8 protein-coding genes are annotated in these 12,645 nt (G+C 71.4%); 4 read left to right on the top strand and 4 right to left on the bottom strand.

Features of this window, described 5'->3' with window-relative positions; translation table 11 throughout:
• Positions 1-53: 53 nt before the first annotated feature.
• Together ACWD4O_RS44365 and ACWD4O_RS44360 are read right to left on the bottom strand one after the other, a co-directional pair.
• Positions 54-2,195 carry a glycosyltransferase gene (locus ACWD4O_RS44365; protein ID WP_451288729.1) on the bottom strand — a complete coding sequence of 714 codons (2,142 nt, stop codon included), beginning with the start codon at positions 2,193-2,195 and terminating at the stop codon, positions 54-56.
• 123 nt (positions 2,196-2,318) lie between these two features.
• Complete coding sequence (locus ACWD4O_RS44360) at positions 2,319-3,899, bottom strand: glycosyltransferase family 4 protein (protein ID WP_451288728.1); 1,581 nt, start codon at positions 3,897-3,899, stop codon at positions 2,319-2,321.
• A 322-nt stretch (positions 3,900-4,221) separates the two neighbouring features.
• Between ACWD4O_RS44360 and wecB the strand changes: the two genes are divergently transcribed.
• The 4 genes from wecB (at position 4,222) to ACWD4O_RS44340 (ending at position 9,542) form a co-directional block, all read left to right on the top strand.
• Positions 4,222-5,298, top strand: a complete 1,077-nt coding sequence (wecB, locus tag ACWD4O_RS44355) for a non-hydrolyzing UDP-N-acetylglucosamine 2-epimerase (RefSeq protein ID WP_451288726.1) — start codon at positions 4,222-4,224, stop codon at positions 5,296-5,298.
• Between the two features lie 111 nt (positions 5,299-5,409).
• Positions 5,410-6,732 (top strand): glycosyltransferase family protein, encoded by a 1,323-nt coding sequence (locus tag ACWD4O_RS44350; RefSeq protein ID WP_351916942.1) that lies wholly within the window; start codon positions 5,410-5,412, stop codon positions 6,730-6,732.
• Positions 6,729-8,393, top strand: a complete 1,665-nt coding sequence (locus ACWD4O_RS44345; protein WP_451288725.1) for a glycosyltransferase — start codon at positions 6,729-6,731, stop codon at positions 8,391-8,393. The genes ACWD4O_RS44350 and ACWD4O_RS44345 overlap by 4 nt, the downstream gene beginning before the upstream one ends.
• 9 nt (positions 8,394-8,402) lie before the next feature.
• Complete coding sequence (locus tag ACWD4O_RS44340; protein ID WP_451288733.1) at positions 8,403-9,542, top strand: acyltransferase family protein; 1,140 nt, start codon at positions 8,403-8,405, stop codon at positions 9,540-9,542.
• A gap of 74 nt (positions 9,543-9,616) precedes the next feature.
• On the opposite strand, the gene ACWD4O_RS44335 is transcribed toward ACWD4O_RS44340, so the two are convergent.
• Complete coding sequence (locus ACWD4O_RS44335; RefSeq protein WP_451288724.1) at positions 9,617-10,900, bottom strand: nucleotide sugar dehydrogenase; 1,284 nt, start codon at positions 10,898-10,900, stop codon at positions 9,617-9,619.
• Positions 10,901-10,909: 9 nt separating this feature from the next.
• Positions 10,910-12,616, bottom strand: a complete 1,707-nt coding sequence (locus tag ACWD4O_RS44330; RefSeq protein WP_451288723.1) for a glycosyltransferase family 2 protein — start codon at positions 12,614-12,616, stop codon at positions 10,910-10,912.
• Positions 12,617-12,645 lie beyond the last annotated feature (29 nt).

The raw sequence follows: 12,645 nt of genomic DNA, 5'->3' as shown, positions 1-12,645 counted from the left end.
GCCGCGTCCAACAGGACGCGGCCGACCCCCTTTTCGGCAATCCGTGCGGCGTACTACGCCTTCTCGCCCAGCAGCAGCCGGTCGAACTCCCGGCTCACCACCGACCAGTCCCACATGGTCAGCGCGTGCTTCGCGGCGGGCTCCGTCGCCGCGTGCCAGTTCTCCTCGGTGACCGTGAGCTTCAGGATCCGCTCCGCGGCCTCCTCCGGCGTCGAGACGACCCAGTCGGTCGGGAAGAGCGTGCGCGGCCCGTTCTTCAGCGAGGCGAAGAACGGCCAGTCGCGGACGACCGGGAGGGCGCCGCTGACCGTGCCCTCCACCAGTCCGCAGTGGAAGCTCTCGCGGACCGAGCTGCTGAGGATGACGCCGACCTCGGTGAGCGCCGCCGGCACGTCGTCCGTCTGACCCACCAGGTGCACGGCGCCGGCCGCCTCGAGCTCCGCCAGGTCGGCCTGGAGGAGGTCGTCGTAGGCGCGGACCGCGGCGCCCGCCTTGCGCGGCAGGCCCTCGCCGATGATCACCAGGCGGTAGCGCTCGTCCTTCTCACGCAGCAGCCGCAGCACCTGCACCGCCCAGCGCGGGTCCTTGGCCACGGCGCTGACGCCGACCAGGCCCAGGTTGAAGCGGGCGTCCGGCCCGGTCTTCTCCCGCTCGAAGGGCACCAGGTCCATGGCGTTGGCGACGACGTGGGTCGTGGCGGTGTCCGGTCCGGCCAGCTGCGGCAGGACCTTCTCCACGACCTCGCGCAGGTGGTCGCTGACGAGTATCAGATCGTCGACCCGCGTGAAGTCCACGACGTGCGGCCAGAACGCGAAGGCCTCGTAGCTGTGCAGCCTGATGACCATGCGCGTGGTGCCGGGGTCGACGGCGGTGAATATCCCGGCCGCGTTGGTGCACCAGTCGACGAAGACGGTGTCCGCCCAGTCCAGGTGGGGCCGCAGGGCCTCCTCCAGCTTGGCCTGGAACGCCGGCTGACCGCCCAGCGCGTGCTCCATGATCCGCTTGATGCCGCGGACCAGCGGACGCAGCGTCTCGTCCTCGTTGACGTCGAGGAAGCGGATCTCGACGTCGGGGTGGTGCTCGTAGCGGTCCCGGATCGCCTTCAGGAAGGCGGCGTTGGCGTACGTCGTGACCAGCAGGCGCAGCGGTCGGTCGGTCGGCGCCGGCGCGGCCGGCAGCGCGCGGCCGCGCGGTGCGGAGAGCGCCTGGAACGCGGCGCTCTTGCGGAAGGCGGCGAGGTAGGCGTCGGGGTCGTCGGCCATCGGCGAGGACACGCCGTCGAAGTGCAGACTCCGGTTGAAGGCGAGGCCGAACGCCGTGGAGAGCTGGTCGGCCGCGGCCCCGAGGTCCTTCTTCTTGTACCGCTGGTCCGCGAGGACCAGCGCGGCCTCGATGGCCTTGTTGCGGAGCTTGGGGTTGTCGTGCGCGCGGGCCAGGTCGGCGCGGGCCGCGTCGGCCAGCAGGGCCGCGCTGAGCTTGCGGTTGCCGATCCGGTCGGCGGCCTGGTTCAGCACCAGCGTGGCGCCCGTCTTCCGGCCGCCCTTGGTCATGCTCAGGCTCACCCGGCGGGCCAGCTTCGCGCGCATCGCGTCCGGCACCTTGGGCGCCATGACCGCGGTCCGCCAGGCCTTGGCGCCGATCGCGGTGCGCATCACGGCGGGCGACGACGCCCGGCGCAGCACGGCGCCCGCACTGTGCCGCACGCCGCGCTTGGTGGAGCGCAGGGTGACGGCCGGGGACGGGACGGTACGGACGGCGTCCCGCAGCGCGTAGTGCATCGGACGCTCGCCGCGCGCCTGGAGGGCCCGCAGGCCGGGCGCGACGCCGAAGACGGCGTCGGCGCGCCGGTTGCGCTCGGCGAGCCGCCAGACGGTGTAGACGGCGTGCGCGTCCAGGGCGACGAGGACCTGCGCGCGGCGTGCGTGACGGAGGACCCACCGGTTGCGTTCCGTGCCTGCCCAGGTCCTGCGGGCGGGCGGCAGCTTCGCGACGCGCTTGCCGAAGGCGACGCTCCGCTCGGTGGCCGCTTCGGGCAGCGAGCACACGTCGGCGGCGTCGAGGACGCCGTCCACCGCTTCGCGTTCGAAGTAGCCGGCCAGCTGAACGGTCGCTCCCGCGGCCCGGAACTGGTCGACGGCGGCTTTCAGCATCGAGAGCGTCGGCGCCGTGCCGGCGATCAGGAGTACGTGGGTCATGTGAGGAGGTCCTCCACCTGTTCTGCGTTCCGTGCCGGGGACATGCTGTGGGCGTCGGTCCGGCGAAGAGACGTTTCCGTCGCTTCGTCGGCCGGACCGACGCCGTGGGTCACAGCCGTCCCGTCACACGGTCTTCCCGTCGCCGGGCAGCAGCCGGCTGTAGATCTGGTCAAGGACCACGGCCTGGGCCTCCCAGGTCCACTTCTCCAGCAGGCCCGGGTCGTCGTAGGCCGCCCGGTACTTGTCCGGGTTGGCGAGGACGGCCTTGACGGCGCGTACGTAGTCCTCGGTGTCCTGCGCCTTGAAGATCTCGCCCTGGCCGGTCTTCTCGACCATCTCCGCCATGGTGCGGATGTCGCTGACCACCAGCGGCAGCCTGGCCTGGGAGTACTCGAAGAACTTGTTGCTCAGGGCCAGCTCGTGGTTGGGCAGGTGGTGCAGCGGGCTGACCGCGGCGTCCGCCGTGGACAGGAACTCGGGCACCTGCCAGTGCGGCACGAACGGCAGGATGTGGGCGCGGTCGCCGACGCCCAGCTCCTCGATCAGCTCGATGATCTTCTTCGTGGCGGGGAAGTGCTTGCCCGACGGCGGCAGCGAGACCAGCGCGACGTGCACGTCCGGCATGTGCGTGAGGCCCTCGATGATGGTCTCGACGCCACGCACCGGATTGATGCCGCCGCAGTACGCCAGCAGCGGGGTGTCCGCGTCGACGCCGCACAGTTCGCGCAGGTCGGGGACCGGGTCCACGTCGGCCACCTCGTCGGCGGCCGGGTGCATCACCGGGGCGTTCAGGACGACGTAGGGCGTCTCCGTCAGCTTGTGGCCCTTGACCAGCAGCTCGGCGAGCGAGGGCGAGACGGTGATCGCCGCGTCGGCGAACACCGCGTGCTCCTTCTCCCACGCCACGTGACCGGGGATCCAGCGGTCCTGGTGGGAGTGCAGGCCGGGGACGAACTCGTGCGCGTCCCAGACCAGCTTGACCGGGTGTCCCTCGGCGCGCAGCCGGACGGCGGCACGGGCGGCCACACCGAGCATGCGGAAGTCGTGCGCGTGGATCAGGTCGGGCTTCAGCTCGTCGATGTGCGGGCCGAAGGCCAGCTCGAAGTCCCACAGGTACGGCAGCAGCCGACGCCAGGCACGCTGGCCCATGGTGAGCTGCCAGAACTTGATCTGCAGATGGTCGAGCGGGGTGTTGAACTTGGACCGCTTCCGCTTGGCGCGGCCGGTCATGCGCGAGCGCAGCGAGACCCACTTGCCGGTCAGCTTCGCGGCGGCCTTGGGCACGATCAGCCGGGCGGCAGCGCCGCTGGCGCTCGGCTTGCCGGGGCCGTCGGCCTTGGCCGCGGCGGCGCGGAAGCGGAGGTCCGCGCGCCAGGCCTTCACCTGCTGCTTGCGGTAACTGGCAATCTGGGGCGTGCGATACGCGAACGGGCTGCGCCAGCGCAGCCCGTGCCTGTCCTGCCGGCTGGGGCCGAGCAGACCCGGCTTGGGCACCAGACGGACCTCGGCGTCGCCGATGTTCCAGGTCTGGATCTCGGGAGCGGGCGAGATTCCGAAAAGAACGACCTCCCACCCGGCTTCGGCGGCAGATCGAGCCGACTTCTGGACACGCGAGTCATTTCGGACACCGTTGTCGACCAGCATCACAATTCGGCCTCGGGAGGCCTTGGGCCTTCTCTGCCCGTCGGTGCTGTCGAGCTCCATGTATGTGTGCCTTTCCTGAAATCTGAAGCTTCTGGCACGTTGCAGGAGCCCGCAAGGATGTTCGAGCTCGCACACCAGTTCCGTCCAAAGCGGGCGTCTCGTGCAGTGCACTTGGGCGCTAACGGCACGGCTACAAACCCGATAACCCAGCGCAACACAGCATACCTTCAGCGAAGAGCCCCCCAACGGCCCGTGCCGCGCCGTTGCACGCCCGTTGCCGGGTCGTCGCCGGGCCGTCGCCAGGGCGCGACGTCGCTCCCCGCCACGCCCGTATGATCTGGGTTCGGCCGTCCATACGTTTAATTTGGCAGGAGCAGCGCACGTGAAGGTCATCAGTGTCGTGGGCGCACGCCCCCAGTTGGTCAAGCTCGCCCCGATCGCGGCTGCATTCGCCGACACCCCTCACGAGCACGTCATCGTGCACACCGGCCAGCACTACGACGCGGACCTCTCCGACGTCTTCTTCTCGGGCCTCGGCATCCCCGACCCCGATGTGCACCTCGGCGTCGGCTCCGGCGGTCACGGAGAGCAGACGGGCGCGGTCCTCGCCGCCATGGACAAGGTGCTGGAGACGGAGAAGCCCGACTGGGTGTTGGTATACGGCGACACGAACTCGACCGTCGCCGGCGCGCTGTCCGCGGTGAAGCTGCACTACCGCGTCGCCCACCTCGAGGCCGGTCTGCGCTCCTTCAACCGGCGCATGCCCGAGGAGCACAACCGGGTCCTCACCGACCACGCCGCCGACCTGCTCCTCGCCCCGACCGAGGAGGCCATGCGCCACCTCGCCAACGAGGGCCTGAGCCACCGCTCCACGCTCGTCGGCGACGTCATGGTCGACGTGTGCCTGCGCATCCGCGACGCCGTGCTCGCCGGTGAGCACCCCAGCCCGGCGCTGCCCGAGGGCATCGACGCCGACGCCCCCTACCTGGTGTCCACGCTGCACCGTCCGGACAACACCGACGACCCCGAGCGGCTCGCCGCCATCATCGGCGCGCTGGCCGCCCTGCCCGTGCCGGTGGCGCTGCTGGCCCACCCGCGCCTGGTGGCCCGCGCCGAGCAGCACGGCATCAAGCTGAACCAGGGCGCGGTGCACGTCGGCCGTCCCCTTCCCTACGCCGGGCTGGTCGGCGCCGTCCTCGGCTCCGCCGGTGTGGTCACCGACTCCGGCGGCCTGCAGAAGGAGGCCTTCCTGCTGGGCCGCGCCTGCACCACCGTCCGCCCGGAGACGGAGTGGGTCGAGACCCTCGAGGACGGCTGGAACCACCTCGTGCCGGACCCGCACGAGACCCCCGGCTTCACCGAGCTCGCCACGCGCCCGGCGCCCGAGACCCCGCGCGGCACGCCGTACGGTGACGGGAACGCCGCCGTGCGCGCCGTCCAGGCCATCATCGAAGCCTGACCGAGCGCCCGTACTCGTCACCGTTCCATCAGTCTCTCGGAGCACCCCTTGCGAAACGTGATCAAGCGCACCAGGACGACGGGCCCACGCCCCGACGGAGTCCGTCCGCACATGATCTACCTGGCCATCGGCTTCCCGCCCGCGGCCAAGAGCTGTGCGTACCGGATGCGCGAGACGGCGAACAAGTTCGTCGAGCTCGGCTGGGACGTGACCGTGCTCACGATCGCGGAGGAGTCCTGGGAGCGCGAGTACGGGCTCGACCACACCCTGTCCGACCCGGTCGACCCGCGGGTGCGGATCGTCGAGCTCCCGCTGGCCCGCGAGGACCTGGAGACCGACATCCGGCTGTTCACCGAGGACCGGGCGCTGAACCCGATCCGCTGGATGCAGCGGGAGCGCGACCGCCACCTGGAGCACTTCCCCGAGCCGGTGTTCGGCGGCTGGCGGGCGGCCCTGGAGCAGGGCGTCGTGGACATCCACGAGGAGTTCCCCGCCGACCTGCTGCTGGCGAGCTGCGCGCCGTACGTCAACCTGGCGGCCGCCTGGAAGCTGTGGGAGACGCACAAGGTCCCCTACGCGATCGACTTCCGGGACGGCTGGTCGGTCGACGTCATCGGCGGCGGCGAGGCGTTCACCCACGACTCCGAGTCGGGTGAGTGGGAGACGCGCGTCCTGTCGCAGGCCGTCGCCATCTGGTGCGTCAACGACCCCATCGCGGACTTCTACCGGGAGCGCTACCCGCAGCTCGCCGAGCGGGTGCACGTGGTGCGCAACGGCTTCGACCCGGACAGCGTCCCCGAGGTGCACGGCCGGCCGGACCCGGAGAAGGGCCTGACCTTCGGCTACCTGGGCTCGGTGAACTTCAAGCCCGCGTTCCTCGCCACCGTCCTGGACGGCTGGCGGGCGGCCCGGGAACGCGACCCCCTGGTGGCCAGGTCCCGGTTCGAGATCCGCGGGCACATCGGCGCGGGCGCCAGCCGTGAGGCCAACGCCCATATGACCCTCATCCGGCAGGCCGAGCCCGACGGCGTCCTCTTCGGCGGCCCGGTGCCCAAGGCGGAGGTCGGCCCGACCTACGGCCGCTGGGACGCGCTGGTCCTGATGCTCGTCGGCGGCCGCTTCGTCACCTCGGGCAAGGTGTACGAGTTCATGGCCTCGGGGCTGCCGGTGGTCTCCGCCCACGAGGTGGACCACGACGCCTCCGCCGTGCTCGCCGGGCACCCCCTGTGGACCGGGGCCTGCGGCCTCGACGTGGAGGGCATCGCGGACTCGTTCGTCAAGGCGGCCCGGATGGCCGTCGAGACGACCGCCGAGCAGCGGGCCGAAGCACGCGCCCACGCCGCGCGGTTCACCCGCGGCCTGCTGATGGCCCCCGCGGCCGAGCAGCTGAGCGACGCCGTCCGCCCCGCGCTCGCGGGGAGCCCGCGCGCATGACGAACGTCAAACGGGGGGTTCTGCGGCTGCCCGGAGCGGTGGCCCGACGCGCACTTCACCCGAGCGTGCTGCGGACCGGCGCGGGTGCGCGCGCCTGGCGGTTCGTGGTGTCGGCCCCGGGTCTGTCCGACTCGTTGCGCTTCCGTATCGCCCAGCGCGTGCGTGAGGGCCTGGACAAGGCCAACCGGCCCGAGGGCGCGGTGCTCACCCTGAGCTCCGCCGCCAGCCGCACGAGCAACGCGCGCCACCGGGCCGACCTGCTCGGCGACGCGGCCCGGCTCGAACTGGCGCGCGGCCGGACCCCGCGTGCCCTGACCGCCGCGGTCTCCGCCGAACTCTCCTACGCCGACGCCCAGTTGGCCGACGGCGACGCCACGACAGCCGCCGCCTCCGCGGTCCGCGCGCTCCAGCTCTCCTTCCACCGGGTGCTGCACTTCGACCGGACCTCCTCCCCGCTCGCCAAGGACCCCGGCGCCTACCTGGCACAGCTGCACGCCAGCTCGGCCGTCCGGGCGCTGACCGAGGGAGCGGGCCGGGCCACCGAGGCCGCCGCCCCGCCGACCGACCGGCCGCTGCGCCTGCTGTTCGTCACCTGGGGCAACGCGAACTTCCTGCGCGAGATCCACGACCACTACCAGGCCCACCCCGACGTCGAGGTGCGCTCCCTGGACCTGAAGGACGAGCCGGACCTCGACGAGCTGGCCGGCTCCCTCACCCGTATCGCGGCCCACCGCCTCGGCGAGGAGCCGGAGTTCGGCCGGCGGGCCGAGGAACTGCTGCGTCCGCACCTGGACTGGGCGGACACCGCGTTCGTCGACTGGTGCGTCGGACCGGCCGCGCTGCTGACCTCCGTCGACCCCGGGGACACCCGGATCGTCGTGCGCCTGCACAGCGCCGAGACCTTCAGCCCGTGGCCGTTCCTGGTCGACTTCTCCCGTGTCGACGACCTGATCTTCGTCGGCGCCCATCTGCGCGACCTGACCGTCGCGGTCGTGCCGCAGCTCGCGGCCGGGCAGGACCGGCCGGGCCCCCGGCTGCACGTCATCGCCAACGCCATGGACCTGACCGCCCAGGCCCGCCCCAAGACGGACGAGGCGCGCTTCACCCTCGGCGTGACGGGCATCTCGTCGGTGGCCAAGGACCCCCGCTGGGCCATCGAGGTGCTGCGCATCCTGCGCGCCGAGGACCCCCGCTACCGCCTCCTGCTGATCGGCGAGGACGTGGACGCGAAGCTCAGCGCCGCCGCCCGCGCCTACGCCCGGCTCTACCGCCAGGACCTGGCCGAGCTGGAGCCCTCGGGCGCCGTCCGCAGGCTCGGCCAACTGGACGACATCCCGGCCGCGTTGACCGATGTCGGCGTCATCCTGAGCTCCTCCGTGCGGGAGAGCTTCCACTGCGGGTTCGTCGAGGGCGCCGCGAGCGGGGCCGTGCCGGTGGGCCGCGACTGGCCGTTCTTCGCGGGCCAGGCCAACGGCGCCCGCACCCTGTTCCCCGCCGACTGGGTCGTCGCCACCCCGCAGGAGGCCGCCGAGCGGATCCTGAAGGTCACGGCGACCCCCGAGAGCTGGCGGCAGGCCGGACAGGCTGCATCCGCACACGCTCTGGCAGCATGGGACTGGCCGGTCGTACGGGAAGAGTTCGACCGCGTCCTGCTGCCCTGACACCGAAGGATTCCTCATGACCTCCAGACACGCGCGCCCGGTCGCGACCGGCTGCCGTCGCTGACCGGGCTGCGCTTCTGGGCGGCCCTTCTCGTAGTCCTGTACCACCTGTCACGAAAGGTCGGCTTCGTCCCGTACCTCAGTGAGACGGTCTGGTACGGCCGTAGCGGTGTGACGTTTTTCTTCGTTCTCTCGGGTGTCGTCCTCGCCTGGACGTACGACGGCGCCCGGATCCCCGTCAAGGTTTTCCTGTGGCGGCGCTTCGCCCGGATCTGGCCGCTGCTCGCGGTCAGCGTCGGGCTGTCGGTCGCCGTGTGGAGTTTCATGGGTCACGCCGTGTCGCTCGGGACGACGGCGGCGACACTGCTGTCGATACACGCCTGGTTCCCGCAGCCCGTGATGTTCACCGGGGCGAACCCGGCGGCCTGGTCGATCAGTGACGAGGCCTTCTTCTATCTGATCTTCCCCGCGCTGCTGGCCCTGCTCGCGGGCCGCCGCGCCCGGGTCTGGGTCTGGACCGCAGCCGCCGCCACCTGCGCCATGTTCGCACTGTGGCCCGCGCTGTCCGGGCTCTCGCCCGATAGCCGCAGCTGGGCGCTCAACTACCTGCCGCTGACCCGCTCCCTGCAGTTTGTGCTGGGTGTGGTGGCCGGGCTGGCGCTCAAGCGCGGCTGGCGGCCTCCCGTTCCCCTGTGGGCGGCCGCCGGGCTCGTCATCGGCTGGCATCTGGCCCTGATCCCCTGGTCGCACGCGGTGCCGGACGCCCTCTGGTACAGCCCCTACACCGCGTCGCAGTGGCTGTCCGCACCGATCTTCGCGGCCCTGATCTGCGCTGCCGCCCGCGCCGATCTCGACGGCAGGCGCACCGGTCTCGGCGGGGCCTGGATGATCAGGCTGGGGCACTGGTCGTTCGCCTGGTACCTGATCCACGAGATCGTGATCCGGGCGGCCGTCTTCCACTGGGGCAAACCCGCCCCCGGCGCCGAGACGCTCGTCTTCTGGGCCGGCGTGCTGACGGCCAGCCTGGCCGCCGCGGGCGCTGCGTACCAGTGGGTGGAGCACCCGGCGGAACGCCGGCTGCGCCGCATCGGCCCGTCCGTGCAGCCCCTCAGTCGGCCCGGCACCCGGCCGACCGTGGGCGCACAGTAGTCGACACAGAACGGCTCGGGCCCTTCCTCGTCCGTACGAGGAAGGGCCCGAGCCGTCTGTTACGCGGGTGCTGCTCAGCCGCCGATGACGACGCGGCGGACGCCCTTCCAGGCCTCCGGGTCCGTCGTGCGGCGACCGTCGACCAGGACGGTGACGTCCGGCAGGTCCGCCGGGGTCAGGGTGCGGTACTCGGCGTGGTCGGCCTGCAGGATCGCCGCGGTGACCTTCTCGCCGGCGTGCGGGGTGAGACCGTGGGCGGCGAGCTCCTCGTCGGTGTACATCGGGTCCGAGACGAAGGGGACCGCGCCGCGCGCCTTGAGGGCCTCGACGGTCGGGAAGACGCCCGAGAAGGCCGTCTCCTTCACGCCACCGCGGTACGCGGCGCCCAGCACCAGCACGCCCACGCCGGTCAGGTCGCCGTAGGCGGCGGCCAGCAGGTCGACGGCGTACTCGGGCATCGCGGCGTTCGCCTCACGGGCGGAGCGCACGACGGTCGCGGCCGGGTCGTTCCACAGGTACATCCGCGGGTAGATCGGGATGCAGTGACCGCCGACGGCGATGCCCGGCTGGTGGATGTGGCTGAAGGGCTGCGAGTTGCAGGCCTCGATGACCTTCTTGACGTCGATGTCGTTCTGGTCGGCGAAGCGCGCGAACTGGTTCGCCAGGCCGATGTTGACGTCCCGGTAGGTCGTCTCGGCCAGCTTGGCCAGCTCGGAGGCCTCGGCGGTGCCCAGGTCCCAGACGCCGTTGGCCTGCGGCAGGTCGGCGCGCTCGTCGAAGTCGAGGACCTGCTCGTAGAACTCCACGCCACGGGCCGCGGACGCCTCGTCGACGCCGCCGACCAGCTTGGGGTAGCGGCGCAGGTCGGCGAAGACCCGGCCGGTCAGCACGCGCTCCGGGGAGAACACCAGGTGGAAGTCCTCGCCCGCGGTCAGGCCCGAGCCCTCGGCCAGCATCGGCGCCCAGCGGGTGCGGGTCGTGCCGACGGGGAGGGTCGTCTCGTAGGAGACCAGCGTGCCGGGCTTGAGGCCCTGCGCGATCGCCTTCGTCGCGGAGTCCATCCAGCCGAAGTCCGGGGTGCCCTCGGCGTCCACGAACAGCGGGACGACCACGACGACGGCCTCGGACTCGGCGACCGCGGACGCGGTGTCCGTGGTCGCGCTCAGCAGACCGGCGTCGACGGCCTGCTTCAGCTTGACGTCGAGGTCGTGCTCGCCGGGGAACGGCTCGACGCCGGCGTTGACCAGCTCGACGACCTTCTCGTTGACGTCCGCGCCGATGACCCGGTGGCCCTTGGAGGCGAACTGCACGGCCAACGGGAGGCCGATCTTGCCGAGTGCTACTACACAGATGTTCATGGAGGGTCGCTACTTCCTTTTGGAACCGGTCGGCTTCTTGAAACCGGCGGACTTCAACTTTCTGACGCCGACCGCTCTCACGCGGCCGGCCAGGGACTTCAGCTTCCGGGGGGGAGCTGCCAGCGCCCGGAGGATCAGTGCCCTCTTCGGCGGGTGCATCTGGGCCGTGTCGATCACGACGCGGCCCTTGTCGTTGACCAGGGCGGACGCCCGGTAGGGGTCCCCCTCCCGCCCCCACTGGCGGGCCAGCGGCATGGGCAGGTCCGTGCCGCGCACGGGGATCTCGTACGTCGTACCGACGAGAGTCACGTACAGGCGCACACCGCGCTTGGCCGTGACGTACTCCAGCGGGATCCGGGCGTGCAGCACACCGGAGGCGCCGTCCTCGGCGGGCTTCACCACCTGCTCGCCGACCGTCTCCGGGAGCTTGGCGCCGCTCTTCAGCTTCCGTGCCCCCGGCTTGTCGGCCGACTTGGGCATGGCGCCGTTCGCGAGCCGCAGGCCGACCCCGTCGAGGCCGCCGAGGACGGGCACCCGCACGGACACCGTGTAGGTGAGGCCCTCGCCCTCCTGCTCCCAGTCGGAGGCGAGCAGCCGGGTGCCCGGGGCGAGCTGGGCTGCCACCGAACCCCCCGGCAGCACCTCGAACAAGCGGTCGGGCAGGCCGAGGCGCGGGTCGCGGAAGCCGGGGTAGCGGGCGAAGGCGCGGTCGTCCTCGACGAGGAACGTGACCCCGCTCTCCGCCTCCGAGCTGATCATCTCGACCAGCTCGTCGACCGCGCCGGCCTGGGCCAGCGCGATGCGCACCCGGCGCTTGACGTCCATCGCGTCCCGGATGCCGTCGGTGAAGTACGCGTCGGCCAGCTCGGCGATGCCCGCGCAGATCCGCCGCTGGAGCTCGCGGTCCAGACCCGGGAAGTCGTCCTGGACCAGCTTGGCCAGCTCCCAGGTGAAGTGCCGGCGCAGCAGGGCGTCACGCTGCGGTCCGGCCTCGATGAGGGCGGCTGCGGAGCCCATCATCTCGGCGGTGCACTCGAGCCGGGAGAGGTGGTCGGCACGGTAGGTGATGTTGCTGTTGTCGCCGCGCTTGACCGCGTAGTAGCAGGTGTAGTTGGCGACCACGGAGATCTTGCGGGCCCGCACGAGGGCCTCGATGGTGAACGGCTGGTCGCTGCCCACGGCCATGTGCTCCGGGAAGCGCAGCCCGTGCTTCTCGACCATCTCCCGGCGGAACAGCTTGGTGTTGGCCAGGGTGTACGGCACCCCCGGCTCGTCCAGGGCGACTTCGCGGTTGCCGTGCTGGAAGAGCTCCTGGTGCACGTACCGACCGTTGGTGCCGACCATCTTGCCGACCACGACGTCCGAGTCGTGCTTGTCGGCGTACTTCACCATGCGCTCGAGGGCTTCCTCGCCGAGGTAGTCGTCGGAGCCTATGAAGTACACATAACGGCCGGTGGCCACGTCCAGCGCACGGTTGCTGGGCGCGGCCGGGCCGCCGGAATTCGGCTGGTGGATCACTTTGACGGTGTCCGGGTACAGCGCCGCGAACCGGTCGAGTTCGCGGCCGCTGTCGTCCGTGGAGCCGTCGTCGACAGCGACGATCTCCAGGCGCTCACGTCCGATGGTCTGTTTGACCAGGGAGTTCAGGCACTCCGTCAGGTACGGCATCGTGTTGTAGACCGCGACGACGACACTGACGTCAGGCGCAGCACTCATGCTCGGGCTCCTGGTCTCCGCCAGCCGAG

It is taken from the genome of Streptomyces sp. NPDC002623 (assembly GCF_053592635.1).
Note: the sequence above shows the minus strand (reverse complement) of the source record. Positions and strands in the feature narration are given on the sequence as shown.

Excerpts from the sequence above, each read along its gene's own strand:
- ACWD4O_RS44365 (WP_451288729.1), bottom strand. The coding sequence starts at position 2,195 with ATGACCCACGTACTCCTGATCGCCGGCACGGCGCCGACGCTCTCGATG.
- ACWD4O_RS44360 (WP_451288728.1), bottom strand. The coding sequence starts at position 3,899 with ATGGAGCTCGACAGCACCGACGGGCAGAGAAGGCCCAAGGCCTCCCGA.
- ACWD4O_RS44350 (WP_351916942.1), top strand. The coding sequence starts at position 5,410 with ATGATCTACCTGGCCATCGGCTTCCCGCCCGCGGCCAAGAGCTGTGCG.
- ACWD4O_RS44345 (WP_451288725.1), top strand. The coding sequence starts at position 6,729 with ATGACGAACGTCAAACGGGGGGTTCTGCGGCTGCCCGGAGCGGTGGCC.
- ACWD4O_RS44335 (WP_451288724.1), bottom strand. The coding sequence starts at position 10,900 with ATGAACATCTGTGTAGTAGCACTCGGCAAGATCGGCCTCCCGTTGGCC.
- ACWD4O_RS44330 (WP_451288723.1), bottom strand. The coding sequence starts at position 12,616 with ATGAGTGCTGCGCCTGACGTCAGTGTCGTCGTCGCGGTCTACAACACG.